At 68.3% G+C, this 26,443-nt stretch carries 19 protein-coding genes; 12 read left to right on the top strand and 7 right to left on the bottom strand.

Annotated elements, in window-relative coordinates; translation table 11 throughout:
* The first annotated feature begins 28 nt into the window (after nt 1-28).
* The 4 genes from ACQPW1_RS32705 (at nt 29) to ACQPW1_RS32690 (ending at nt 5,764) form a co-directional block, all read left to right on the top strand.
* Nucleotides 29-1,324 carry an ABC transporter substrate-binding protein gene (locus ACQPW1_RS32705; RefSeq protein WP_433655714.1) on the top strand — a complete coding sequence of 432 codons (1,296 nt, stop codon included), beginning with the start codon at nt 29-31 and terminating at the stop codon, nt 1,322-1,324.
* Nucleotides 1,321-3,198, top strand: coding sequence for a hypothetical protein (locus tag ACQPW1_RS32700; RefSeq protein ID WP_433655713.1), 1,878 nt, complete (start codon nt 1,321-1,323; stop codon nt 3,196-3,198). Before ACQPW1_RS32705 ends, ACQPW1_RS32700 begins: the two co-directional genes overlap by 4 nt.
* Nucleotides 3,195-4,919 (top strand): hypothetical protein, encoded by a 1,725-nt coding sequence (locus ACQPW1_RS32695; protein ID WP_433655711.1) that lies wholly within the window; start codon nt 3,195-3,197, stop codon nt 4,917-4,919. The genes ACQPW1_RS32700 and ACQPW1_RS32695 overlap by 4 nt, the downstream gene beginning before the upstream one ends.
* Before the next feature lie 170 nt (nt 4,920-5,089).
* Nucleotides 5,090-5,764: an O-methyltransferase gene (locus tag ACQPW1_RS32690; protein ID WP_433655709.1), complete on the top strand. Its 675-nt coding sequence runs from the start codon at nt 5,090-5,092 to the stop codon at nt 5,762-5,764.
* 69 nt (nt 5,765-5,833) lie between these two features.
* Here the strand turns inward: ACQPW1_RS32690 and ACQPW1_RS32685 are convergent, their stop codons facing one another.
* Genes ACQPW1_RS32685 through ACQPW1_RS32675 form a run of 3 tightly spaced genes read right to left on the bottom strand, consistent with a single transcriptional unit; the run spans nt 5,834 to nt 8,187 of the window.
* Nucleotides 5,834-6,406 carry an exonuclease domain-containing protein gene (locus ACQPW1_RS32685; RefSeq protein ID WP_433655707.1) on the bottom strand — a complete coding sequence of 191 codons (573 nt, stop codon included), beginning with the start codon at nt 6,404-6,406 and terminating at the stop codon, nt 5,834-5,836.
* Between the two features lie 52 nt (nt 6,407-6,458).
* On the bottom strand, nt 6,459-7,454 hold the full coding sequence (locus tag ACQPW1_RS32680; RefSeq protein WP_433655705.1) for a zinc-binding dehydrogenase: 996 nt from the start codon (nt 7,452-7,454) through the stop codon (nt 6,459-6,461).
* Nucleotides 7,455-7,506: 52 nt separating this feature from the next.
* On the bottom strand, nt 7,507-8,187 hold the full coding sequence (locus ACQPW1_RS32675) for a TetR/AcrR family transcriptional regulator (protein WP_433655703.1): 681 nt from the start codon (nt 8,185-8,187) through the stop codon (nt 7,507-7,509).
* Between the two features lie 91 nt (nt 8,188-8,278).
* Here ACQPW1_RS32675 and ACQPW1_RS32670 point away from each other — a divergent pair, with 91 nt between their 5' ends.
* From ACQPW1_RS32670 to ACQPW1_RS32650, 5 genes are all read left to right on the top strand, one after another.
* The gene (locus ACQPW1_RS32670) at nt 8,279-9,814 is read left to right on the top strand and encodes an MFS transporter (protein WP_433655701.1); all 1,536 of its coding nucleotides are present in this window, start codon (nt 8,279-8,281) and stop codon (nt 9,812-9,814) included.
* 50 nt (nt 9,815-9,864) lie between these two features.
* Nucleotides 9,865-10,734: an SDR family NAD(P)-dependent oxidoreductase gene (locus ACQPW1_RS32665; RefSeq protein ID WP_433655699.1), complete on the top strand. Its 870-nt coding sequence runs from the start codon at nt 9,865-9,867 to the stop codon at nt 10,732-10,734.
* A gap of 150 nt (nt 10,735-10,884) precedes the next feature.
* Nucleotides 10,885-11,535 (top strand): urease accessory protein UreF, encoded by a 651-nt coding sequence (locus tag ACQPW1_RS32660; RefSeq protein ID WP_433655697.1) that lies wholly within the window; start codon nt 10,885-10,887, stop codon nt 11,533-11,535.
* A gap of 25 nt (nt 11,536-11,560) precedes the next feature.
* Complete coding sequence (gene ureG, locus ACQPW1_RS32655) at nt 11,561-12,280, top strand: urease accessory protein UreG (RefSeq protein ID WP_433655695.1); 720 nt, start codon at nt 11,561-11,563, stop codon at nt 12,278-12,280.
* Nucleotides 12,270-12,923 (top strand): urease accessory protein UreD, encoded by a 654-nt coding sequence (locus ACQPW1_RS32650; protein ID WP_433655693.1) that lies wholly within the window; start codon nt 12,270-12,272, stop codon nt 12,921-12,923. The genes ureG and ACQPW1_RS32650 overlap by 11 nt, the downstream gene beginning before the upstream one ends.
* A 33-nt stretch (nt 12,924-12,956) precedes the next feature.
* Here ACQPW1_RS32650 and ACQPW1_RS32645 read toward each other — a convergent pair whose 3' ends face one another.
* The 3 genes from ACQPW1_RS32645 to ACQPW1_RS32635 form a co-directional block, all read right to left on the bottom strand.
* Entirely contained in the window at nt 12,957-13,274 is a 318-nt protein-coding gene (locus ACQPW1_RS32645) for a hypothetical protein (RefSeq protein WP_433655691.1), read from the bottom strand.
* A gap of 237 nt (nt 13,275-13,511) precedes the next feature.
* Nucleotides 13,512-14,231 (bottom strand): hypothetical protein, encoded by a 720-nt coding sequence (locus tag ACQPW1_RS32640; RefSeq protein ID WP_433655689.1) that lies wholly within the window; start codon nt 14,229-14,231, stop codon nt 13,512-13,514.
* Between the two features lie 415 nt (nt 14,232-14,646).
* Nucleotides 14,647-16,086, bottom strand: coding sequence for an NAD(P)/FAD-dependent oxidoreductase (locus tag ACQPW1_RS32635; protein ID WP_433655687.1), 1,440 nt, complete (start codon nt 16,084-16,086; stop codon nt 14,647-14,649).
* Nucleotides 16,087-16,357: 271 nt separating this feature from the next.
* Between ACQPW1_RS32635 and ACQPW1_RS32630 the strand changes: the two genes are divergently transcribed.
* Complete coding sequence (locus tag ACQPW1_RS32630; protein WP_433655685.1) at nt 16,358-17,830, top strand: cytochrome P450; 1,473 nt, start codon at nt 16,358-16,360, stop codon at nt 17,828-17,830.
* 21 nt (nt 17,831-17,851) lie between these two features.
* On the opposite strand, the gene ACQPW1_RS32625 is transcribed toward ACQPW1_RS32630, so the two are convergent.
* Nucleotides 17,852-18,697: a tat pathway signal sequence gene (locus ACQPW1_RS32625; protein ID WP_433655683.1), complete on the bottom strand. Its 846-nt coding sequence runs from the start codon at nt 18,695-18,697 to the stop codon at nt 17,852-17,854.
* Nucleotides 18,698-19,362: 665 nt separating this feature from the next.
* Between ACQPW1_RS32625 and recC the strand changes: the two genes are divergently transcribed.
* Both recC and ACQPW1_RS32615 read left to right on the top strand, forming a co-directional pair.
* Nucleotides 19,363-22,737, top strand: a complete 3,375-nt coding sequence (gene recC, locus ACQPW1_RS32620) for an exodeoxyribonuclease V subunit gamma (RefSeq protein ID WP_433655681.1) — start codon at nt 19,363-19,365, stop codon at nt 22,735-22,737.
* Between the two features lie 274 nt (nt 22,738-23,011).
* Nucleotides 23,012-26,365 (top strand): UvrD-helicase domain-containing protein, encoded by a 3,354-nt coding sequence (locus tag ACQPW1_RS32615; RefSeq protein WP_433665394.1) that lies wholly within the window; start codon nt 23,012-23,014, stop codon nt 26,363-26,365.
* Nucleotides 26,366-26,443: the final 78 nt, after the last annotated feature.

The following is a 26,443-nucleotide window of genomic DNA, read 5'->3' as shown; positions in this document are numbered from 1 at the left end:
CTCCAGAAGTAGGCGGGGCCCGGGGGTTATGCGAACTAGGCGGGAACTACTGCAAGTGGCGCTGGTCGCGCCGCTGGCAGCCGCCTGTGCACCGGATCTGCTGCTCGGCAACCCCGGTGCGGTGCGCATCGGGGTGTCGTGGAGCGGTTCCGAACTCGCGGCGTTCCGCGCGGTGCTCGCCCGCCTCGGCTACGACCACCAGGTGGATGTCGTGCCGCTGGGCGACGAAATCGAGACCGCGTTCACGGCGGGTGGGCGATCGGCGCCGGACATCGTGATGTTGCCGCAGGCAGGCCGGGTACGCCCGCTGGCCGAACAGCGCAAACTGCGGCCGGTTGCCGAGGCGTTGTGGACCGACGAACTCGGCTCGCATTACCCGGACATCTGGCGGCAGTTGTTGCAGCACAACGGAAAACCGTACGGCGTGCCGTTCAAGGCCGCGGACAAGTCGATGGTCTGGTACGACCGCCAACTCGTCGAGAAGTACGGTCTCGGCGACCCGGCGCGTTGGACCCTCGCGGACTGGCTGGACCGGATGGAGGTGCTCGCCGAGACCCCGGTGCGGCTGCTCGCCCTCGGCGCGGCGGACGGCTGGGTGCTGACCGATGTGTTCGAGAACGCGCTGCTCGCCGAATCACCCAGGATCTACGACGAGGTGGCGACCGCCAGGAATGATCGCACCTGGGAGAGTCCCGCGGTGCGTGCCGCGTTCGGTCACCTCGGTTCGCTGTGGGGACACCGGCACGCGTTTCCCGGGGGTATCGCCGCTGCCTTGACCCACCAGTTTCCGGACGCCGTGCGCGAGGTGTTCGAGCACCGGCGCGCGGTGATGGTAGTGGAGGCGGACTTCGCGGAGCCGATAGTCCGTGCCGCCGTGCAACGTTCGGGCCGGCGCGCGGAAGACGTGATCGGCGTCGCCGCGTTCCCGGCCGTCGCGGCCCAGCAGGGTCCGCCACGGATCGTCGGCGGCGATGTGATGGTGGTGACCGAGTCGGCCGCCGACCGCGCCATGGGATTGGTTGCGGCACTTGCCGCTCCGTCGGCACCGCTGCCCTGGATCGAGGACTACGGCGGATTCATCGCCCCGAACCTTCGCACGGACGCTCGGTATTCGCCGTACCTCGAACCATCGGCCCGCACTCTGAGTGCCCGCAGCGCGTTCGACCTGTCCGATCGGATCGGTGCGGTCGGTGGCCGAAACGGGTTGTGGCGCATACTGACCGACTTCCTGACTGCGGTCGGGGACGGAAAGACCGAACGGCTCGATGAGGCGACCGATCGTGCGATCGCAGCCCTAGACGCGGTGGATCGGGGGCGGCGATGACCGGGCCGGGCGCCGATGCGGCGAGGGCTGCTCCGCCTGATTACCAGGCGCACAAGCTGCGGCTGGAGCTCGCAACCCGGCGGATGCGCGGGCCCCTGGTGGCGGGCAGTCATCCGCGGCGGTGGGTCGGTTGGGTAGCCGGGCTGCCTGCGACCGTGCTGACCGTGTCGCTGGTCGCGGTGCCGGTGGTGTGGACGGTGGTGATCGCGGTGCGGGCGCGGCCGTCGGTCGCCGGTTCCTGTTTGCTCGTCGCGGTCGGCGCGGTCGGGTTGACGCAGCTCGTGCGACACCGGCGGTACTGGAGTAATCCGGCGCGGGGTCGTTACCTCGCGAGAGTTCCGTGGGGGCTGTCGCCGATTCTGCTGGGGCTGGTCGCGGCGGGGTTGTGGTTGCTCGGGACCGCGCTGGGGCGGGACGGCAGTTGGGCGTATCTGCGCACCCTGGTGTGGGTGCTGTTCGGGGTCGTGCTGCTGGTGGTGGCACTGGGAATCGCTTGGTGGGGAAAGGATTCGACGTGGCTGTGGCGGCCGCTGATCGTGCCGTTCGGGATCTCGGCGGTGGTGTCGGGTGTCGCCTTTCGGCTGATCTTCCAGTATCTCGGAGACCGGATCGGGATCGAAAGCGTTGCGGCCTATCGGATTTGGTTCGCGGCGATGCTGGGTTGCGCGTTCCTGTGGACCTGGCTCGGCTTCGTCACCGGGCTGTTCCGCGCCGGTATCCATGCCATCGAGACCGATCCGGCCCGCTCCGGCCAGCTGCGGGACAGCAAGAAACCATTGCCGGTGCGGCTCTATGTATTGCTGCGCCCCGTCGTGTTGGTCGTCGGCCTTGCCATCGGTGTTGCCGCGGCCAGGGTGTTCGACGTGGTGCTGATCGGGGTGCCGGGTTCGATGCAGTACCAGGTCGACAGCGCGACCGTGCACTGGTGGCGGTTGGCCGTCGACTCCGATGTCGACGCGGGTGTCGCGGCGGCCTACGGACTGCCGCTCGCGGTGCTGGTCGGATTCTTGGCCTGGGTGCTGCAGCACGATGTGGGCAGGCATCAGACCACTTGGTCCGCGCCGCGAGAGCGGACGGGGGAAGTGGCTTGGCAACCGCCGAAACTGCTGCGGGTCCTGGGGATGCTGGTGGTATCGGCCGTGGTGTTGTGCCCGATCGTCGCGCTGATCCTGGCGCTGTTGCAGGATCGGAACGGTTGGGGTTTCGGCGCGCTCACGCGCATGTGGCGTGACCCGGCATTGCTGCGCTCGCTGGAGACGACCGCGTGGGTGGCCGCGCTGTCCACCCTCGTCGTGGTGGCCGCCGCGGTGCCGGTCGCGTATCGGCTTGCCGCACTTCGCCCGAACCGTCCCGCCACGGGTATCGCGGTGGTCTCCCTGGTAGTGCTCTCGGTGCTGCCGGTGCAGAGCTACCTCGGCCCCGTGAACACCTTCATCGACACCTACGGACTCTCCGGCACCCGAATTCCGTTGATCCTGCTGCACGCGGCGGCCGGTCTGCCGATCGCCATTCTCGTCCTTCGCGGCGCGCTGCTGGCCGCGCCCGGCAGCCCGGCCGCCGACGCCCTGCACGGCCTCGCCGGTCCAGGAACGATCGCTCGACGGGTACTGACATCGGCTGGTCCGGCCCTCGGCGCGGTGGCGGTGCTCGAATTCATCCAGGTCTGGAACGATTTCGTGATCGGCCTGCTGATCAGCGGCGCGGGCGCGACCCCGTGGTCACTGCTGCTCTGGGGTGAAGCACGCCAATTCACCGAGAACTCCGCCCAATTGGCGGCGGGCGCGCTGATATCGGCGATCCTGCCCGTCGCGCTGTTGCTTGCCACCTGGCGGCGCTGGCTGGTGCCCGGCCTGACCGGTGGTGTGTTGCGATGAGTGAACCCGGCGAGTCGCAGCGGCGGGAGGAAGCACCGTCGGTCGAGCCGAGCACGCCGAGATCCTCTATCTGGCAGGGGTTTCTGGGTACGGCGTCGGTGGTGGCCTACGCGCTGCTGTTCGAGTTGGCGCGCAATCTGGTGCTGAATTCACTCGGCGAGAGTCCCGCTGTCAAGGTGGCGGCGGGGACATTGCGGTGGCTGTCGGTGCTGGTCGTCGCCGCGGCGGCGGTGTACGTCGGCTACCGGTTTGTGCAGCGGTATCGCGAAAGGATCCGCACGGCAAACGAACTCGCAATGATCGCTGATCTGGTCGAACCGGGGGTGAAGGTTCCCGCGACGGCAGCGGAGGAGGAGGCGGAGGCTGCCGCCGCGGCGGCGTATGAACTGCACATCGAGACAGCGTGGGACGATGAGGTTATCGCGGTAGTGCGGGATCTGCCCGTGCACGAGTTCGAAACGGCCGCATTGCTTGCCGTGTTGACCGCCGCGCTCGACGCACCGGCTCGGCTGCCGATTGCACAGGGTGCGCCGCGACCGACTGCCCCGGTGCTGCTCCGCGAACTGCTGGAGCATGACCCGCCCAGGGTGGAAATCGTTGGTGCACAGCGTTATCGATTGCGCAGGGCGCCGCTGGAGCCCCGGCGCAGCGCGGTGATCACCGGCCCGGAGTGGCCGATGGCGGTGACCGCGCTGCTGCACTACTACGCCGACCAGGCCACCCGGTGGGCGTTCGCGCTGGATTCGGTGCGTTTCGCCGCGGGGGCACGACGCTGGTTCGAAGCTCAGGAGCCGGATCTGCACAAGCTCGTCACCGCCTGCGCGTCGCGCGGTACCGAGATACCGGCTACCGCGGCGGGAGAGCTGGTGCGGATCGGGGACGCACTGGACGCGTGGTACGCCCGCATCGGCGACGGGGCGTGCCAGGCCACGCTGGCTGCCGCACTGTGCGACGTCAACGGCCTGAAAAAGGTTGTGCTGCAACATGATCTGGCACTCATGCGGGCAGGTCGGTTGGACGGGCGGCCGAAGCGTTACCGTCCCCGCAACCTGTCCACCAGTCTTGCCGCGCGCTGGGAACACCATGCGGCGCTACGCCTGCTGACGGTGGCGCCCGGCAACCAGCGCCGACCAGTCGACTTCGCCGCGGTGGCCGACCAGCTGGAGGCGTCCTGGTGGTTGCTGCCACGGGAAGACGTGGCGGGCGAGGTCTGTGCGCTCATCAACCTGGCCGTCGTGCATATCCATCAGGGCAGGCTCGACGCCGCGCAGGACCGGCTCGAACTGGCCGAATCGCTGACCCGTACCGGCCGCGACCCCGACGGTCGCGCGCAGATCCACGAAACCTTGGGCGTCGTGTGGTGGGCGCGCGGTGGGTTCCGCCGCGCACTGCGCTGCTGGCAGCAGGCGCTGACCGCCTACCGCACCCTGGACGACAAGCTCGGCACCGCGCGATGTCTGCAACACCTCGGTTCCGCCATGATCATCGCCCCCGGGTTGGGCGGCACCCTCCTCGAGGCCGCACAATCCTCGTCCCGCGCCGAGGTCCAACGCCAAGCCAGCGGCTGGCTGGCCGAAGCCCAGCACCTACACCCCACCGCCCGCTACGCCGAACACTATGTCGCCAAAGCCCGTTCGGCCCTGGCCGGCACTGGTCTCGACACCCTGGCCCACATCGACCGCTGGCCCCTCCCCATCACCGACCCGGCGGCAACCCCCTAGCCGCCGCCACGACCAACGGGACATGGTGGCGGCAAAGCGAGGGCGCCTGCACCAGTTCCCCCTGATCATGAAAGCCGGTCGTGACGAACGCGGGCCAGGCGACGGCGGGGGAGGTGGGCTGCTAGCTGCGAGACCTGCTGAGGTCGAGTTGCGGTGGCAGACTGCGAGGTATGACGACAACTGAATGGTCCGATGTGGACGACTACATCGTCGACACGCTGGTGCAGGACGCGGATACCGCGGCGGCGCTGACGGCGAATGCGGCGGCGGAGTTGCCTGCGATCGATGTGTCTCCGCCTCAGGGGAAGTTTCTGTATCTGCTCGCGGTGACGGCGCGGGCGCGGCGGGTGCTGGAGATCGGCACCCTCGGCGGGTACAGCACGATCTGGCTTGCTCGCGCGGTCGGTGAGAAGGGCCAGGTGGTGACCCTGGAATTCCAGCAGGCGCATGCCGAGGTCGCGCGCACGAACCTCGACAACGCCGGCGTCGGCGAGCGCGTCGACATTCGCGTCGGCGCGGCCCTGGACACCCTCCCGGTGCTGGCCGAGGAAAACCCCGAACCGTTCGACCTGGTGTTCATCGACGCCGACAAGGTCAACAACTCGAACTACGTCCAGTGGGCGCTGAAACTGACCCGCCCGGGTTCGGTGATCATCGTCGACAACGTCGTCCGCAAGGGCGGCCTCGCCGATGCGGCTTCCGAGGACGCGGCGAACCGCGCGAGCCGCGCCGTGGTCGAACTGCTCGCCGCCGAGCCGACTCTCGACGCGACCGTCGTGCAAACCGTCGGCACCAAGGGCTGGGACGGCTTCGCCTACGCAGTAGTGATCGACCAGACGGACTGACGCCGCAGCGATCGCGGATGATGTCGGCCGACGTCATCCGCGATCAATCGCGAAGCACACCAGCGGAGTTCACTCCGTACTTGTTACCCGCCACGCTCCGCGCCCCGCGATGTCGAGAACGAGGGCCGCGATGTTCCACGCGTCGTCCTCGCCCCGATGATGTCGCCCTTCGAGCGGAAGCTCGGCGATATGCAACGCGCCCGCCATCCCTTGCCGCCGGTTGAGCCCGTAGGCCTCGCTGAAGACCAGCTTGGCGTTGGTATGCCGGTGTCCGAACGGATAGGCGGCGCCGGTTGCCTGGCATTGACTCAGGAACTGTTTGCGGTCGTAGTCACCCCAGCTGGCCCACGCCCGCACCCCCGCCTCGTGCTCGGTCGCCAGCAACCGGCATGCCTCGGCAAACGAGACACCCGTATCGACCTCGTCCTGGGTGAGCCCGGTCAGTTCGGTGCAGAATTCACTCACCGTGGACCGGGCGAGCCGGACCAAAATGCGATGCTTGCCGCGCCGTTCGCACGACGCCAAATCCACTACGGTCAAACCGATCTCGATGATCTCGCTCACCGCGCCGGGCGGCGTCTTGCCGTCCCAACAGGTCGCCTCGACATCGACGACGTTGAGCAGCCCCGTGTTTCCTCCCATTGGGTTGAGCGTAGGGAGCAGACACGGGGCGCTCAATCGGTTTTCGGCGTGGCTAGGGAATCAGCACGACCTTGCCGGTGGTGCCCCGGGTCTCCAAGGCGTGGTGTGCGGTGGCGGCGTCGGCGAGCGGAAACCTCTGCACCGCGGGGCGTAGCCGTCCGGCTGCCGCTTCGGCCATGGCGCGATCTTCGAGAATACGAACGTCCCCGCCTGCACGCTGGAGCATCGGCGGCCCGAGGACGAATTCGGAGGTGATGCCGCGCTCGGCCAGTTCCGCCGCCGAGAGTGTCAGCGCTGCCGCGTCTTTCGGGCTCTGGCCGGACGCACCGAACACCAGGTGTTGTCCACCCTTGCCGAGCAGATCGATGGCGGCGCGCGCTATCTCGCCGCCTACGGAGTCGAACAGGACGCTCGCGCGCCGATCCGCGAGGAAACCTCGGACCTTTTCTGGCCAGTCGGCGGGCAGGTAGTCGACTGCGAGGTCGGCTCCGTTGCGTTGTACCAGTTCGACTTTGGCGGCACCACCGGCCAGGCCGATCACGATGGCTCCGGCGTTCTTCGCGTATTGCACCAGGAGCGTGCCGATTCCGCCCGCCGCGGCCGTCACGATCACGACGCTGTCGGGGCCGAGTTCGGTGAATTGCAGCATGCCCATGGTCGTTCGTCCGGTGCCGATCATCGCCACCGCTTCGGCAGGTTCGAGACCGGACGGAATCTCGTGCAGCCGAGCAACTTCCGTCACGGCCAGTTCCGCATAGCCGCCGGGCGCCATGCCGAGATGCGCGACCACCTGCTTGCCGACCCAACAGGGGTCGACCTCGGCGCCGACCGCATCGATCGTCCCCGCGACCTCACGGCCCGGCACCGTAGGCAGTTCCGGAACCGGATACGGCCCGGGCAGTCCCTTGCGTATCGCGGTATCGATGAGATGAACACCGGCCGCCGCCACGGCAATTCGCACCTGACCCGCCCCGGGCGTCGGATCGGGCAGGGTTTCGTAGCGCAGATTGTCGGCCGGGCCGAAGGCATGAAGGCGAATCGCGTGCACGGTGGCTCCTGTTCGTGATGGTCGCCAACCACCGTGCAACATGAAGCTAGGTTCAGGTCAAGTCGGCCCGCTGTCGCGCCTTCGCCTCGAAGCCGTCGCAGAGCGCGGCCAGTCCGGCGTACAGCAGATCCTCCTGCGACAGATCGTTGATCCCGCTGCCTTCCAGGTCCGCGAGCGCGGCGGGCACCGGGAACTGTGATCTTCCTTTCAGCATCGTGCGCAGGCCGTTGTCGCCCTCCGGGTTCATGCCCTTGCGTGCCATCAGCGCCGCGCTGATGTGCGGCAGGGTCGCGCCGGAGATGTGATTCCACACGGTGAACGCCATGGTGGTCGCCTCGCGGGTCGAGACATTCAGCTCGGCGAAGCCCTCGACCATCCACGCCAAGCAGGCCAGGCTCATCGGCCCGAAGCTGTAGCGTGGCGTGGCGAAGGTAAGCAGGACCCACGGATGTTGCTGGTAGAGCGCCCAATCGATCTCGGCCGCGATGCGCACGCGATCGCGCCAGGTCCACTGCTGTCCCTCCGCCGAGGGATAGGGATTGCGCCGCGCCACCTCGTCGGTCATCTCCGCGAGCAGTTCGTCCTTGTTCGCGACGTGCCGGTACAGCGACATGGCGCCGACGCCCATCTTGTCCGCGATCCGCCGCATGGACAACGCGTCGAGGCCCTCTTCGTCGGCAAGCGTTATCGCGGTGTCGATGATGGCGGCTCGGTTGAGCTTGAGCTCAGACATCCCATGACTCACTTTCACTTCCGGGGGAGGTTGCGTACACTGTACTCCAGCTTGTGCGTACGCCGTACGCGAGATGGAAAGGAAACTCAGGATGACAGACGTTGAGGCCGGGGGACGGCAGCCGGCGGGGTGGGTGAGCACAGTGCGGTCCGCCGAGGCGGCGCCCGCTGTCGGCTCGCGCCGTGCCTGGCTCGGCCTTGCGGTATTGCTGCTCCCGGTGCTGCTGGTGTCGATGGACATCTCGGTGCTGTTCCTGGCGATGCCGACCCTCACCGTCGACCTCGACCCGTCGGCCGCCCAGCAGCTGTGGATCCTCGACATCTACGGCTTCCTGATCGCGGGCCTGCTGATCACCATGGGCAACCTCGGTGACCGGATCGGGCGGCGCAACATCCTGCTCGTCGGCGCCACCATCTTCGGCATCGCCTCGATCGTCGCGGCCTTCGCGCCGAGCGCCGCGGTGCTCATCATCGCGCGGGCGCTGATGGGCGTCGGCGGCGCGACCCTGCTGCCGTCCAGCCTCGCGCTGATCTCCACCCTGTTCCCCAACGCGCGCGAGCGGGCCGCCGCCATCGGCGTGTGGACCGCGTTCTTCGCCGGCGGCTCGGCCGTCGGCCCGATCATCGGCGGCGTACTGCTGCACCAATTCTGGTGGGGCTCGGTCTTTCTCATCAACATCCCGGTGCTGCTGATCCTGCTCGCCTTCGGGCCGTTCGTGCTGCCCGAGCACCGCGCGGGCGTGCGCGGACCGCTGGATTTGCCGAGCGTCGCGTTGTCCATCGGCGGCATCCTGCCGCTGGTGTACGGCGTCAAACACGCTGCCGCCGAGGGGGTCGACGCCGAGGCGATCATCATCTCGCTGATCGGTGTGGTGATCCTGACCGTCTTCGTGCGCAGGCAGCGCAAGCTCGACGAACCACTGCTCGACCTTCGGTTGTTCGCCCGTGCCGGGTTCTCGGTGGCCATCGGGTCCAGCCTCGTCGGCATGATGTCCCTCGCGGCGATGAGCTGCCTGACCAGCATCTACCTGCAGTCGGTCACCGGACGCGACCCGCTCGCCGCGGCCCTGTTCGGTATCCCGATGGCGGTCGCGGTGTTCGTCTGCTCGATGAGCGGCGCCCGGGTCGGTCACCGGTTCGGCACCCGCAACACCTTCGTGTTCGCGCTGACCGCCTCGGCCGCAGGCAATCTCATGCTGCTCGGCGTCGGCGTGCACGGCGGCCTCTGGTGGTACCTGGTCGGATCCACCATCGCCGGAATCGGTTACGGCCTCGCCTTCACCCTGGTGTCGGACGTCTCGGTGTCCTCCGTGCCGCCGGAACGCGCCGGTTCGGCCGTCGGCATCTCCGAGACCAGCTTCGAGCTCGGCAACGCGCTGGGCCTCGCCCTGCTGGGATCGCTTGCCGCACTGATCTTCCGGTCCGGTGGCGACTACGCCGCGACGCTGGGGGAGACCATTCAGGAAGCAGGCGACAACACCGCGTTGATCGAATCCGCCCGCGAATCCTTCGTCTCCGGAATGCATATCGCGACCGCGGTCGGCGCCACCTTGCTCGTCGCGATGGCGATGATCGCGCGCTTCGCCTCACCCAAGCGCGTCCATTCGACCGCGGGCGCGGGGCACTAGCGCCCGGCGATCTCGGGCCAAATTGGCGCGCTGCTAATAGAGTCGGAGGCGTGAACGAGACTCCGGCGCAGAGCAACGGACGGCCGATCGCTGAGCGGGTGGCGACCAGACTGCTGTATCCGAAGTCACGCCCGCGCGACAAGGCGCTGCGCGAGGCGGTCGACGGCAAGGTCGTGCTGGTCACCGGCGCGTCGCACGGCATCGGCAAGGCCAGCGCGCGCAAGCTCGGCGCGGCCGGGGCGATCGTGCTGCTGGTCGCCCGTTCCGCCGACGACCTGCATCAGGTCGCCGCCGAGATCAAGGCCGACGGCGGCACCGCGCACGTCTATCCGACCGACCTCACCGACATGGACGCCGTCGAGCAGCTCGCCCGTCAGCTTCTGGAAGAGCACGGCCACCTCGACGTGGTGATCAACAACGCGGGCAAGTCGATTCGCCGTTCGATCAGCAAGTCCTACGACCGCTTCCACGACTTCACCCGCACCATCGACATCAACTACCTCGGCCCCGTCCGCCTGCTGCTCACCCTGCTGCCGGACATGCGCGAACGCAAACAAGGCCACATCGTCAACATCTCCACCTGGGGCGTCCTCGTCCCACCCGCCCCGCAATGGGCGGCCTACGGCGCCTCTAAAACGGCCTTCGACGTCTGGCTGCGCAGCGTCGCCGCCGAGGTCGCCAGCGACGGCGTAACCACCACCTCCATCTATATGCCCCTGGTCCACACCAGAATGAGCGCCCCCACCGACTTCAGCCGAGTCCCCGGCCTAACCGTCGACGAAGCCTCCGACCTCGTCTGCCACGCCGTAACCGCCAAACCCCGCGAAATCGCCCCCTGGTGGTCCGCCCCCGTCCAAGCCTGGACCGACCTGACCCGCAACCAGGTCCAACGCTTCTTCGAACGCGCCTTCCGCCGCTAGCACCATCCGCCGAACGGGGACATGGTCCGGCCGCTATGTCCCGGTCGGTGTCCGAGAGTCCGGTGTTGGTCGGAGCGGGTTGCATCGGCGCGTCCCGGCGGACGCCCACCGGGACACGCCGACGCAACACGCCGGGCATAAGATCCTCCGGTGGGTGAAATCGGACCAGTCAGTCTGGCGACGTTGTTCGCGCTGGCGGATTCGCGGTTGCCGATCGGCGGGCACGTGCACTCGGGTGGGGTCGAGGAGGCCATCGCGTCCGGCCTGGTGCGTGACGTTGCGACAGTCGAGCTGTATCTGCGCCGCCGAATCCGGACCTCGGGGCTGGTCGCGGCATCGTTGGCCGCCGCCGTGTGTGCGGGTGCGCTCGAACCGGCGCGGGCCGAGGCCGAGGCGGATGCGCGGACACCGTCACCGGCCGCGCGAACGGCCTCACGCGCGCAAGGGCGCGGACTGTTACGACTGGCCAAACAGCTATGGCCACAAGAAGATTGGTCCGCGCTCGGTCCGCGCCCGCACCTGTCGACGGTGTTCGGCATGGTCGGCGCGGCCTGTCCGGTGAGTCCGCTGGAGATCGCGGGTGTGGTCGTCTACACCACGCTGACCGGTGCTGCGACCGCTGCTCAACGACTGCTCGCGCTCGATCCTGCCGCCATCGCGGGCTGCACCGTCCGGCTCGCCGACCTGAGTGATCGCACCGCCGCCGAGGCGGCCGACGGCCTCGCCGCCCTGTCCGATCCGCTGCAAGACGTTCTCGCCCAACGCCATCTGCACCGTGACATGCCCCTGTTCGCCAGCTGAATCCCGGAAGAAGGAGATCGCCCCTATGCCACCGCATTTCATCGACGGTGAACCGCACGACCACTCGCACGATCGCCCGAAACGCGAACGCACACCCGGTGAGGCGTTGCGGATCGGTATAGGTGGGCCGGTCGGCTCGGGCAAGACCGCGTTGGTGGCCGCGCTGTGCAGGCAACTGCGCGAAGAACTTTCGCTCGCCGTGCTGACCAACGACATCTACACCACCGAGGACGCCGACTTCCTGCGCAGGCACGCGGTGCTGCCGGACGAGCGGATCACCGCGGTGCAGACCGGCGGCTGCCCGCACACCGCCATCCGCGACGACATCACCGCGAACCTGGACGCCATCGACGACCTGATCGCCGCGAACCCGCCGCTGGATCTGATCCTCGTCGAATCCGGCGGCGACAACCTCACCGCCACGTTCTCCTCCGGCCTGATCGACGTGCAGATCTTCGTGGTCGACGTGGCGGGCGGCGACAAGGTGCCGCGCAAAGGCGGTCCGGGCGTGACGTTCTCGGACCTGCTCGTCGTCAACAAGACCGACCTCGCCCCGCTGGTCGGCGCGGATCTCGGCGTGATGGAGCGCGACGCGGCGAAGGTGCGCGAGGGCCGCCCGACCGCGCTGATCTCGCTCACCGACGACCCGGCCGCGACCCCGGTACTGGCCTGGGTCCGCGAGCAACTGCACGTCATCGCCGAACAGGACCGACGCGCCGACGCCGAATCCGCTGTTGCGCACTGAAGTTCGGATTGTCGCGAGCGCCGCGGCGCTGCCGGAGATCCACGCGAGCGGCGGGCTGTCGGCCCGCCGCACCGGCCCGCACACCGTGCACCTGATCGGCACCGCCGCGACCCCGCTCGGTGGCGACGAGCTCGACATCACCATCGTGGTCGGTCCGGGCGCACGGCTCGCGGTGCGTTCGGTCGCGGCCACCATCGCGTTGCCGAGCGCGGTGACGCCGGATTCCTTGGCGCGCTGGCATTTCCAGGTCGACAGCGGGGGAGACCTCGACTTCGATCCAGAACCGACCATCGTTGCGGGCGGCGCACACCACCACACCATCACCTCGGTCCTGCTCGCCCCGGACGCCAGGCTGCGACTGCGGGAACGCGTGCAGATCGGCCGCTCCGGCGAGGACAACGGCGGCTGGCGCGGTGACCTGATCGCCGATCTCGGCGAAATCCCGCTGCTGCGACACCGTTTGGAGCTGGGCGCGGGCACGGCCACGGATGACCCACTCGCCGCGCCAAGAGCGTTGGAGAGCGAACTGCGCTACCCCGACGATCGTCCGGTCGAAACCACCGGCCTCACCGAGACCCGCCTCCCGCTGGCCGCAGGCGGAACCCTGCTCACCCGGACGAGCTCACTCCTCGCGGTTCGCTGATCCGCGCGGATGCCCCTGCTTACCCGAGCGAGTTCACTCCTCGGGTTCCGCTGATCCGCGCGGATGCCGCTGCTCGCCTGAACGGTTTCGCTCCTCACCATCCACTGATCGACGCGGCCACTCCGGTTCCCCCGCTTCCCACACCTGCGATGTCCCGGCACCGCCGAAGTCCGGTTGGAAAACCGTCCCTGGCGGAACACCACCCCGCCCCGCAGTGGCGAACGGATCGTTGTACTCACCACCGTGCCGCCCGTATCGCCGGATGCGCACGTACCGCGCGATCAACAACCCGAGCACCGCGAAGAACGGCGCGATGGAGAAGAACGCAACCACCCAGGCACCGGCCTCCATCACCTCTCGTCTCGACGATTAGCTGTCATGTTGCGCTGATCTTGACAGTATGAAGACTCGCCGAAAGCGACGCGCCGAATCAGAAACACGTATGGGTGTCAGCCATCACGCCGAGGTGTAGCCCGCCCAGAACGGGAGAAAGAAGAAAGGGTGGGAACTCGACAGTGTCGTCGGGCTCCCACCCTTTGGTCTTCACGTACTAGTCGCGTGCAGATGGCGCGAGGCCCCATCCAGAGGTCAGTCGCCGATAACCCGCGAGGGCGCGTTGAACGCGTTCACCGCGCCGACGGCCGCACCGGCAGCGGCACCGATCGCCGCCGCGGGGACCGTGATCACGGCCGCGCCGAAGGTCGCGCCCAGCATGGGGCCCGCGACGATGCCGACCGGCACGAAGGGCAGCCCGACAACCAGGCCCACCGCGCCGCCAACGAGCGCGGACGTCGCCGCGAACGGGGCACCCGACGCGGCACCGGCCAGCGCGCCCATGGCGGCCGTGCCGACGGTCTGCCCGGCGATCCGGTCCGACCTGCTGCGTTCCATCCCGACCGAGTCGAGGAAGGTCGCCAGGTTGGCCTCGACCATGGCCGAGTTGTCGTTGATCTGGATGGCCTGCTCGGAGTCGATCCAGTCCGGGGCGTCGACCTGCACGTCGCCGAAGCGGAACTTGCCCGCGGGCGGCGCGATCGGCGGCACCGGTGCGACCGGGACGGGTGCGTGCAGCACGCCGACCGGTGCCAGGTACTTCTTCTCCGGCAGCGGCCGCGACCACTGCAGCGAGCTCTTGGTGTTGTCCGGGATGTTCAAGCCCTCGTACGGCATCGCGTTGGGCGGTTCGGCCGCCGGCCACTGCGCCGGATGGTCGGGCTGCGCCGCCGCGTTGGGTTGTGCAGGCTCGGCATTGGCGGTGCCGGTGCCGACCAGTGCGAGGACCAGCGGTACCGCACCTGCCGCGACCATCGAGCCCACCTTTTGCCGCTGCGGGTTGGGGGCTCTGTGCTTGCCTGTGCCCATAGGTAGATCGCCTTTCGTCAGGTCAGAAGAGATGTCACTTTCGACGTCCCACATTCGGATCTGCTCGGCACCTGGATGGGATCATTTCCGGCCGATCTGGCGACCGGGGCATTGCCGCTGAATAGCTGCGTGGGGGTTGCGAATGCGAGCGGCCATCGGCATTTCAGACATCCGGGCACACATCGACCGAAGCCGACCCGTCGGTCGCTTCACGGGCTCGTGGCGACACCGGATCGGCGATGCACCGGTTCACGGCGACACGGGATCGGCGCGACCGACGCAGCCCTAACGACCGAAGGCGACCTTCAGCTGTGGAGACAGCTAGAAGATCGCCTTCGGTTCGATCAGACGAAACGGGGTTTCAGCTCACCCGGCCCTCGACGGCAGCCTTCGCCTTCTCTGCAAGCTTCCCGTTCCCCGCAGGCGGCGCACCCAGCGCGGCCGCGAGCTCATCGGCCTCTTCCTCATCGGAATTGACCTGCTCGAGCGCGAGCCGCGCGAACACCCACTGCTCGGTGGCGGCCATCTGCCCGCGGCTGCGCCCGAGGAAGGTGACGAACCACTGGATCACGGTGACGATCCGGCTGCGGTAGCCGATCAGGTAGTAGAGGTGCAACGCCAGCCAGGCCAGCCAGGCGATGAACCCGCTGAACTCCAGCTTGCCGACCTGGCACACGGCGTTGAACCGCGACACGGTCGCCATGCTGCCCTTGTTGAAGTACTTGAACGGCTTACGGTCTTGCGGCGCTTGACCATTCAGACCGGCCTTGATCGCCTTGGCCGCGTAGGTGGCGCCCTGGATCGCGCCCTGCGCCTGGCCCGGCACATCCGGCACGGACATCAGGTCGCCGACGACGAAGACGTTCGGGTGTCCCTTGATGGTCAGGTCCGGCTCGACGATGACGCGCCCGGCGCGATCCACCTGGGTGCCGTCGGAGCGCTCGGCGAGCATCTTGCCCAGCGGGCTGGCCTGCACACCGGCCGACCACACCTTGCAGGAGGATTCGATGCGGCGGATGGTGCCGTCGGAGTCCTTGACCGTCACGCCGAGGGCATCGATATCGGTGACCATGGCGTTGAGCTGGATCTCGACGCCCATCTTCTCCAGCCGCCGCTTGGCCTTGAGGCCGAGCTTCGGGCCCATCGGGCCGAGCACCGCGCCCGCACCCTCGAGCAGCACCACGCGGGCGTCGCGCGGATCAATGTTGTGGAACGTACCTTCGAGCGTGCGATCGGCGAGTTCGGCTATCTGCCCGGCCAATTCGACGCCGGTGGGTCCGGCGCCGACCACCACGAAGGTGAGTAGCCGATCCCGCATCTCCTGGCTGGTGGCCAGCTCCGCACCCTCGAACGAACCGAGGATGCGACCGCGTAGTTCGAGCGCGTCATCGATGGTCTTCATGCCCGGGGCGTAGGTGGCGAACTGGTTGTTGCCGAAGTACGACTGCTGCGCGCCGGTGGCCACGATCAGGCTGTCGAACGGGGTGACCGTGTTCGAGTTGAGCAGTCGCGAGGTGACCGTCTTCGCTTCGAGGTCGATGTCGATGACATCGCCGAGCAGCACCTGCGCGTTCTTCTGCTTACGCAGCACCAGCCGGGTCGCGGGCGCGATCTCGCCGACCGAGAGGATGCCGGTGGCCACCTGGTAGAGCAGCGGCTGGAACAGGTGCGACGTGGTCTTGGAGATCAACGTGACGTCCACGTCCGCGCGTTTGAGGTGCTTGGTGCCGAACAGGCCGCCGAAGCCGGAGCCGATCACCACCACCTGGTGACGACGGTTCTCGACAGACTGAGTGTTCATCGTCCTGACTCCTCGACAGACCTGGGGTTTGCCCCCCGCGAACGGTTGTTGTCAGGTCCTAACCGTAGTCGGCTCCATCTCGACCGTCGCGCCGACATCCCTGTTCCCGGTGTGTTGCGCTGCGAAGTCTGCTATCCGCCGGGTCACCATTGCCGTACTCGGTTGTGCCGAACCGACCGAACGAATGTGCAAAAGAGAATACGATAAACACTGTCGTTCAGGGAGGTTCGCGATGGTCGCCGGGGACCGTGCAGTCGGTCGAAAGCCCAGCATGCGCGCGAAATCCGACGCCTTACCCGACTCCGAGAACGCCGCGCTGATCGACATCCCGCACGACCATCTGCTCGACCGGGCATTGGATCGGCTCCCCGAGCGGCATCACGTCCTCGCGACACCGCCACCGGGCAGCGAGACCACCGCGGTGCACGGCGACGCCGGGCTACCGTACCTGGGCCGAGTGCTGCAATACATGCGCTGGGGTCCGGCCGAGATGGTCGGCCGCTATCGCAAATACGGACCGGTCTCGTTGAACACCTCGCTGGGTGTCGACCGCGTGCTCGTCGCCGGACCCGAGGCGCTCGACGAGATACTCGGCCGCCGGCGCCGCGACTTCGGCCAGGGCTGGGACTACTTCATCGGCCCGTTCTTCCGCCGCGGACTGCTGCTGCTCGAATTCGAGGAGCACAAGTTCCACCGCCGGATCATGCAGCAGGCCTTCACCAGGGAACGCCTGGAAGCTCACCTCGCCGCGCTGACCCCGGTTGTGCGCGCGAGCATCGAACGCTGGATTCCGTTGGGCGGCAACGCCGAACGGACGGTGCTGCTGTATCCGACGATCAAGGAACTGACCCTCGATATCGCGGGTGAGACGTTCATGGGCGTCGATGTCGGCGCGCAACGCCGCCAGCTGATCGACGCGTTCATCGATTGCACACACGCGGGTCTCGCGATCATCCGGCACTCGGTGCCCGGCGGCAACTGGCGGTCGGGACTGCGCGGCCGAAAGGTGTTGGAGGAGTACTTCACCGGGATGCTGCCGGAGAAGCGGCGCACCGAAACACCGGACTTCTTCTCGGGCCTGTGTCACGCGCGCAGCGAGGACGGCGGGGTGTTCGGTGACGCGGATGTGGTGAACCACATGATCTTTCTGATCATGGCCGCGCACGACACCACCACGACAACCGCGACCGCCGTGGCGTACTACCTCGGCAAGCACCCGGAGTGGCAGGAGCGGGTGCGCGCCGAGGTGCTCGCGCTCGACACCGAAATTGCCGGTGCGGCACCGACTATCGCCGATCTGGAGGGGCTGCGCGATCTGGATCTGGTGGTCAAGGAGAGCCTGCGGCTGATGCCGCCGGTACCCGGACTATCGCGACGTGCGGTGCGCGACACCGAGATCGCGGGCCACTACATTCCGGCGGGCACCCCGATCGACCTCGCTTATCAGGTCAACCACCTGCTGCCCGAGCTGTGGACGCGGCCGGAGTTGTTCGACCCCGAGCGTTTCGGCGAGGCGCGGCGCGAGGACAAGTCGCATCGCCTGGCCTGGCTGCCGTTCGGCGCGGGCGCGCACAAGTGCATCGGCATGCACTTCGGCACCTTCGAGGTGAAGACGGTCATCGCCGCGCTGGTGCGTGCGTACGCGTGGCAGATTCCGGAGGCGTACCGAATGCCGTGGGGGTACACCTCGATTCCGTTCCCGAGGGACGGAGCGCCGATGGTGTTGCGTCGACGCTCCGCGTAACCCGGTGTGTGCCTAGCGGGTTCAGCGCCCCGCGAACAACATCTCGGCCACCTTGGTATCGGTGTCCGAGCCCTCGGTGAAGACGCCGCCGTCGCCCAGCGCGGTCATGATGGCCAGTGTGTACCGCTCGCCGGGGCCGGCGAACCCGACCGAATTGACCACCCAGCCGCCCTGTTCCTGGGACCAGCCGTTCTTCAGGCCCGGCCGCATCGCCTGGCCCGCGCCCCACACACCCCAGTGCTGGTTGCTGTCCACCGCGCGCATGCGGTCCAGCAGGTAGCTGCGGTCGTCCGGGTGCATGCGGCTGAGGACGTTGTCCATCAACCGGTCCAGATCGGCGGCGGTGCACTTCTGGAACGACCAGTCCGGGAACAGCGCGGTATTGGTCGGCTGCGGGTCCAGGGTGGCCATCCCGTTGGCGCGGAACGCGTTGTTGAACGCCATCCGATCGAAACCCGAGTACTTGGTCCACAGGATGTCCGCCGCGCCGTCGTTGGACGTGGCGAGCATCGACTCCATCGTCGCGCGATCTTCCGGCGTCAGGTTGATCGCGCCGACCCTGGCCCGGTTCAGCAGATCCTCGGCGATCGCCAACTTGATCGTGGACGCGGTCCAGACCTTGTTCTCCGCGTTGGCATTCGCGTACACGCCACCGGAGACCCGGTCGCGCACAACATAACCGGTGACGCCGGGGCGGCCGGTCAGATACTTGTCGACCGCCGCGATCCGACTGCTCATATCGCAGTCGAAACCGGCCAGGCACCCATTGGTATGCGCGATGGGTACGGCGGCCGCGCTGGGCAGCAACGTTGGCGCGCTGGGGATGAGGATCGCCGCAGCGGCGAGGACACAGGCGGATGCGGCCACGCGGGGAACGGAACGGGTGGCGGGCGAGGGATGACGCACGAGGCAACACGATCGCACATCGGCGAGCTAGACGCACGTCTTGAGGTCAGGACCGGCGTGTGCTAGAAGATGTTGCGCGCCTTGCGTCCCAGCGGGTTTCGGCCACCGTTGGTCCGATCAGCGGAACGCGGCCTGCAATTCCTCTACTGTGCGCCCATTGAGGCGATAGCAGTGTTCGAACGCCTCGGTGTGTTGATCGCGCGGCCAAGAATGTAGGACGACGGTGCGGCCGTAGCCGCGCGAGTTGACGAGCTCCCAACGATCTCCGACGCGGCGGACTGTGAACCCGCCTCGTGGAACCAGGGGAATCACCATCGCAATCATGAACGCGAACCAGCCTTTCGGTGCAGCTCTCTCGTCCTCCCCGGTTCAGCACTGTTGCACATCGGGCGCGCGGATCCGAGCGGACACGGCGTAGGAATGTGTTCTTGTGTGGTTCATTTCACTCCAGTCACACAGGTAACGCGGAGAGGTCCGTTCGGACCTGCTAGCGGGTGGTGAAGCAGCCGCGGCAGTGCTGGGCGTATAAACGTGCACGAAGCCCGAGGCGTCTCGCTACACCCGAGCAATCAGGGGAGCCGCGAATTCCAGCGCCGTCCGATACTCCACCGACCGAGAGGGCGCAGATGCCGCTGCACATCCACCGTGCCGAGCGGGCCGACGTCTTGGCTGACGGCCTGGCCGGGCTGCTGGCCACGCCGTTGCCCGATCCGTTCGCGGCGGAGGTGGCCGCGGTGCCCGCGAAGGGTGTGGAGCGCTGGCTGACGCAGCGGCTGTCGTCGGTGCTCGGCGTGTCCGGGGCGGCGGCGTTTTCCGCGTCGTTCGACACCGCCTCGACCGACGGTGTCGCGGCGAACATCCAATTCCCGTCGCCGTCCGGGCTGGTCGCGGCGGCATTGGCCGCGGCGAGCGGGGTGCGCCCGGAGGACGATCCGTGGGCCGGCGAACGCGTCGTGTGGACGTTGCTGCGGGTGATCGATGACTCGCTCGGCGAGCCGTGGTGTGCCGTGTTGGCCCGGCACCTAGGCGCGCAGGACCCGGCCGGACGTGACCATCGGATCGGTCGTCGCTACGCCACCGCCGCGCATCTGGCCGCCTTGTTCGACAGTTACGCGGCGCAGCGGCCCGGGCTCATTCTCGAATGGGCGGCCGGTTCCGACACCGACGGCGCGGGGAATCCGGTGCCGGACGATCTGCTGTGGCAGCCGGAACTGTGGCGGCGGCTGCGTGCCGAGGTGGGTGCGCCGAGTCCGGCGGAGCGGCTCGAGGCCGCGTGCGAGCGGCTGCGGGCGGAGCCTGAACTTGTTCCATTTCCGGAGCGGTTTTCGTTGTTCGGCGCGACTCGGATGTCCACCGATCAACTCGCCGTGTTGGCGGCGTTGGCGGCGACGCGGGAGATCCATCTGTGGCTGCCGCATCCGAGTCCGGTGATGTGGACCGAGCTGGCCGGGAGTCCGGCGGCTGGTTCGCGCGGCGCCGATCTCAGTGGGAGTGTCGTAAGTCACCCGCTGCTGGCCGGTCTCGCCCGCGATGTTCGGGAGTTGCAGCAGCGCTTGGCCGCAGACTCCGATACCTACTATCCGACCTCGGATGATCTTGTGCCGGACGGTGATACGTCCTTGCTCACGGCGTTGCAGGCGGGTATCCGCGACGATCGGTGGCCGCCGGTCGCGGTGCGCGCCGGTGACGGCACGGTGCAGGTGCACGCCTGCCACGGACCCGCACGACAGGTCGAGGTGCTGCGGGAGTGCCTGCTCGGGTTGTTCGCCGCGGACCCGACGTTGGAGCCGAGGGACGTGCTGGTGATGTGTCCCGAGGTGGAGGCGTACGCGCCGCTGGTGCGTGCGGCATTCGGGCAACGGGTGCCGGGAACTGTTGAGCTGGCACCGGATTCGGGCCACCCGGCGCATCGCCTGCGGGTGCGGCTGGCCGACCGGGGGCGTGGGGTCACCAATCCGCTGCTCGCGGTGATCGGTGTGCTGCTCGAATTGGCCGACGGCCGGGTCACCGTGACGCAGGTGCTCGATCTGGCGGCGGCCGAAACGGTCCGGCGGCGTTGCGGATTCGACGACGACGATATCGAGCGGCTGCGCGAGTGGGCCGCCGAGTCCGGTGCGCGGTGGGGGATCGGGCAGCGGCAGCGACAGGCGTTCGGGTTGGCCGACTTCGCGCAGAACACGCTGAACGCCGCGGTGGATCGGATCCTGCTCGGTGTCACCGCGGGCGAAACCTCGGAGGACTGGCTGGATTTGGCGTTGCCGCTGGACGACGTGGACAGCAACGACGTCGATCTGGCGGGCCGGTTCGCCGAATTCATCGACCGGTTGGCCGTCTGCCTGCGCGATCTGCGCGGCCCGCGCCCCGCACACGAATGGGCGACGGTGCTCGGCCGGGCGCTGGATCTGCTGACGGACGTGCCGGATTCGCAGGCGTGGGTGCGCACCGAGGCCCGCCAGGAACTGGCCGCCGCCACCGAGCACGCGGGCGATGTGCCACTGCGGCTCGCCGACGTCGGGGTGCTGCTGCACTCGCGGCTGGCGGCCGCGCCGACCCGCGCCAACTTCCGCACCGGCGAGCTGACCGTGTGCACCATGGTGCCGATGCGGTCGGTGCCGCATCGCGTGGTGGTGCTGCTCGGCCTCGACGACGACGTGTTCCCGCGCACCAGCGGCGTGGACGGCGACGACGTGCTCGCCCGCAATCCGCTACTCGGCGAACGGGATCCGCGCAGCGAGGACCGGCAGCTGCTGCTCGACGCGATCCTCGCGGCCAGGGACAAGCTGCTGGTGTTCCACACCGGCGCCGACCCGGTCACCGGTGCGCACCGGCCGCCCGCCATTCCGGTGGCCGAGCTGCTCGACGCGCTGCGGGCACACGTCGGCGCGGCAGGTATGGACGCGGTGGTGACCCGACATCCGTTGCAGGCCTTCGATCGTCGCAACTTCCGTGCCGAGCAGCCATTCAGCTTCGACACCGTCGCGCTCGCCGGTGCGCTGTCGGCCGGGCGGCCCGCTGTGCCGCGTCCCGCGTTCCTGCCCGAACCGTTGCCGACACCGGAACTCGCGGATGTGGCTCTGGCGGACCTGATTTCGTTCGTCGAGCATCCGATTCGCGCCTTCCTGTGGCAGCGGCTCGGCCTGCGCGTCCCCGAACACGAAGAGGACATCGCCGACCGGCTGCCCATCGAGCTCGACGGCCTGGCGAAATGGGAACTGGGCGAACGCCTCCTGGCCGCCCGCCTGACCGGTGCTGATCCGGCCGGGCTGCGCGCCGCCGAGTGGCGGCGTGGCACGTTGCCGCCCTTCGGTTTCGGTGCGGCGGTGCTCGATGAGGTCGAGCACACCGTGGACAAGCTGGTTCGCGCGTCGCAGGGCGACTACGAGGGTTCCCCGCGTGCCGTTGATATCGCGGTGGATCTCGGGAATGGGCGCAGGCTCACCGGGACCGTGCCGGAAGTGCGTGGCGAGACACTGGTCCGCACCACGTTCTCCCGGCTTGCCCCGAAACACCGGATTGCTGCTTGGGTGTCGTTGTTGGCGCTCGCCGTCACTGAAGACCGCTCCTGGCGGGCCGTTACCACCGGACGCGGCCAATTCGGCCGTCCGGCATGGCGTTCGGAGATCACCGCGCCGGATATGCCTGCGGCCCGGGACATTCTGCGTGAGCTCGTCGCCCTGCGCGATGCCGGACTGACCGAGCCGCTCCCGATCACGCCCGGTGCCACCGCTGCCTACGCCGAACGGCGCTTCCGTGGCGCGAACGCGGACGAAGCCATCGTCGCCGCAGAACGCGAATTCAACGGCGGACCGAATGGGCCGGGCGCGTTCGGTGACCACACGGATCGTCACCTGCGGTACGTCTGGGGCCCGGCGCCCCGCCTCGAACACCTCATGGAGATCCCCGCCCCGCCAGGTGAGCCAGGCGAGACCACCCGGTTCGGCGCGCTGGCCCGACGCATGTGGGCGCCGCTGCTGAGCGCTGAGAGCCAGGGGCAACCGTGAATCTTGGCGACAGTACGAGCGAGGCGTCGCGAAGTTCCGCGGAGGCTGGTCGGCGAGCGCGCCGCGATGGCTTGCTGCTGATCAGAGGCTCGGCGGGCACGGATCGGACCGACGATTGTTGGCTCGTCCGGGCTGATTCGGCGGCCGATGCGGCTACGGTCACGCGTGTCGGTGGCACGGGGTCACGTGTCGGCCCGGCAGAATGGCTGTTTCGGCGGGTCGAAAGGCGGGTGTTCGCGTGACCGTGCAAGACACCTCGTTCGTGGTGCCCGAAATGGACGCACCCGACAGCTTCGAGCCGTACGGTCCGCTGCCCACCGGGACGACCGTGTTGGAGGCGAGCGCCGGAACCGGCAAGACGCACGCGATCGTCGGGTTGGCGGTGCGGTACGTGGCCGAGGCCGGAATCGATGTCTCGCAGCTGCTGCTGGTGACGTTCAGCCGGGCGGCAACCCAGGAGTTGCGGGAGCGCACGCGGGACCGGTTCGTCGTGGTCGCCGCCGGGCTCGCCGATCCGGACCTGGCCCGCGCGCACGCCGACGAACTGATTCGGTATCTGGCGCAGGCGGATTCGGACGAGGTGCGACGTCGGCGGGCCCGATTGCTCGCGGCCCTTTCGGATTTCGACGCGGGCACCATCGCGACCACACACAGCTTCTGCCAGCGGATGCTCGACGAGCTCGGGCTGGCGGGCGAGCACGATCCCGGCTCGCGGCTGGTCGAGAACGTCGACGAGCTGATCGGCACGGTCGCCGACGACCTCTACCTGAACCGGTACGCCCGTACCGAACCGCCGTTCTCGGTGAAGGAAGCGCACACCCTGGCGCTGGCCGCCGTGCGCGACCGGCACGCGGTGCTGATGCCGAAGGGTGACTCCGCGGCGGGGGAACGGGTGGCCTTCGCGGGCGCGGTCCGCGCGGAAACCGAACGCCGGAAGCGGCTGGCCGGGCTGCGCGACTTCGACGACCTGCTGGTGCTGCTGCACGACGTGCTGGCCGACACCGAGCACGGACCCCGGGCTTGCCGTCGTATTCGCGAGCGGTACCGAGTCGCGCTGGTGGACGAGTTCCAGGACACCGACCCGTTGCAGTGGGACATCCTGCGCCGCTCGTTCCACGGTCACACCACCCTGGTGCTCGTCGGTGACCCGAAGCAGGCCATCTACGCGTTCCGTGGCGCCGAGGTGCTCAGTTACCTGGATGCCGTCGCACACGCAGACACCCGCAAGGAGCTCACCACCAACTGGCGCAGCGACGCCGGTCTGCTGGCAGCGCTGGATCACCTGCAAGGCGGTGCGGCATTGGGGCACAAGGAGATCACCGTCTATCCGGTGAACGCCACCCGGCCATGGTCGCGTCTGGCCGGGCCGGATGAGCTCGTCACTCCGATGCGGATGCGGTGCCTACCGCGTACTGGCGCTGGCCCATTGAACAAGTCCGGGTTCCCGGCGGTCGGCCGGATGCGTGCGAAGGTGGCCGACGATCTTGCCGCCGATATCGTCCGGCTCCTCGAATCCGAGGTCTCGTTGGCCACTGCCACACGACCGAGCCGCACCGGAGAGGATGCATCGGGCGATGTCACGCGCAGGCCGATCAGCCCCGGTGATATCGCTGTTCTGGTCCGGACGCGGTCCCAAATCGACGTAGTGCGAGCAGCTTTGGACCGAGTCGGGGTCGCCTCCGTGCTGGCGGGCGGCACCAGTGTGTTCGCGACGAGCAGCGCCACCGACTGGCTGTGGTTGCTGCGGGCACTCGAACAGCCGCATCGCGGAGATCGGGTCCGCTTGGCGGCGTGCACACCACTGATCGGCATCACCGCCGCCGAGATCGATAGCGGTGGTGCGGATCTCGTCGGCCGAGTCAGCGCGCAACTCCGTGATGCCGCTCGACTCTTCGCTCGCGCCGGGTTCGCCGCGGTATTCGAAAAGATCTCGGCCGAAGCGGATTTAGCGCACCGGCTGCTCGCTGTCGAGAACGGCGAGCGGCAACTCACCGACCTGCGGCACGTCGCGCAACTGCTCGATCAGGTGTCGCTCACCGAATCGCTCGGGCTGACCGCACTGACCCGCTGGCTCGGCGATCGGGTGCGTGATCCCGCGTCGGGCACCGTCGCCGACCGCAGCCGAAGGCTCGACCGCGATGCCGCCGCCGTGCAGATCGCCACCGTGCACGCCAGCAAGGGCCTCGAATTCCCCATCGTCTACTTGCCGTTCGCCTGGGACAACGCGAAGAACCCGTACCCGGCGACGCTGCTGTTCCACGACGACAACGACATGCGCGTGCTCGACGTCGGCGGGCCGGACGCGTCCGGGTACGCGGAACGCAAGCTGCGCAGCGAATCCGAGGAGGCGGGTGAGGAACTGCGCCTGCTGTACGTCGCGCTGACCCGCGCCATGTGCCAGGTCGTCGCGTGGTGGGCGCCCGCGATCACCACCGCGGCATCGCCACTGCACCGGATGATCCTGGGCCGCCCCGACGGCGGCGACACCGTCCCGCCGCGCGCCTCGGTGCCCGCGGATGCCGTTGCGCCGGGACTGCTTTCGGCCTGGGCAGGGGGAGCAGCGCAGGCCATCTCGTTGACGGCCGTGGCCGGAACCGACGACGTCGCGATCCAGCGGGTGCGCACCGAACCCGTCACCGGCGAGCTCGCCGCCGCACACTTCGACCGCAAGCTGGACCAGCACTGGCGGCGCACCTCGTACTCGGCGCTGACCGCCTCCGCGCACGGACCCGCCGTACCCGAGCTGGAAATCGAACCAGAAGAAGATCGCGGCCCTGCCGATGAGCCGAGCACCCCGGTGGTCGCCGAGGTCGAGGAAGTGTTCTCCGGCGCACCGTCGTTGATGAACTCGCTGCCGTACGGCGCGGAGTTCGGCACGCTCGTGCATGCCGTGTTCGAGATGATCGACACGGACGCACCGGATCTTGCGGCGGAGGTGGATAACCGCTGCCGGGCAATCATCGACGAACTCATGGCCGAAGCCGATCCGGCCGTGCTCAGCACCGCCGTGCTCGCCGCGCTGCGCACCCCGCTCGGCATCGGCTCGCTCGCCGACATCTCCACCCGAGATCGCCTGAACGAGTTGGAATTCGAGCTGCCGCTGGCCGGCGGCGACACCCCGAGCGCCGAATCGGCGACGTTGCGGCAGATCGCGGACCTGCTGCGCACCCACTTGCCCTCCGACGACGACCTTTTCGTCTACGCCGACCACCTGGCGACCCTCGACGACATCCCGCTGCGCGGTTACCTGACCGGCAGCATCGACGCCGTCCTCCGGGTAACCGACGGCGCGGACACCAGATTCGTGATCGTCGACTACAAGACCAACCGCCTCGGCACCGGCGACCTCACCGTCGAGCACTACACCCGCGACCGCATGGCCGCCGAGATGCTGCGCTCCCACTACCCCCTCCAGGCGCTGCTGTACGCGGTCGCACTGCACCGCTACCTGCGCTGGCGCCTGCCCGCCTACGACCCCACCCGCCACCTCGGCGGCGCCCGCTACCTCTTCGTCCGCGGCATGGTCGGCCCCGAAACCCCGCACGGCTACGGCGTTTTCGACTGGAACCCGCCCGCCCCCCTCATCATCGCCCTGTCCCAACTGCTGGCCGGAGAGATCACCCGATGACCGCCGCCTTCCCGTTGCCGCGGCCCGCCTACGAACCACAGAGCTGCACACGTCTCAAGTTCCCGCACACGGTTTCGC

Source organism: Nocardia sp. CA-128927, assembly GCF_050955855.1.
In the GTDB taxonomy this organism is placed as follows: Bacteria; Actinomycetota; Actinomycetes; order Mycobacteriales; family Mycobacteriaceae; genus Nocardia.
This window is presented reverse-complemented; position numbering and strand designations above follow the sequence as displayed.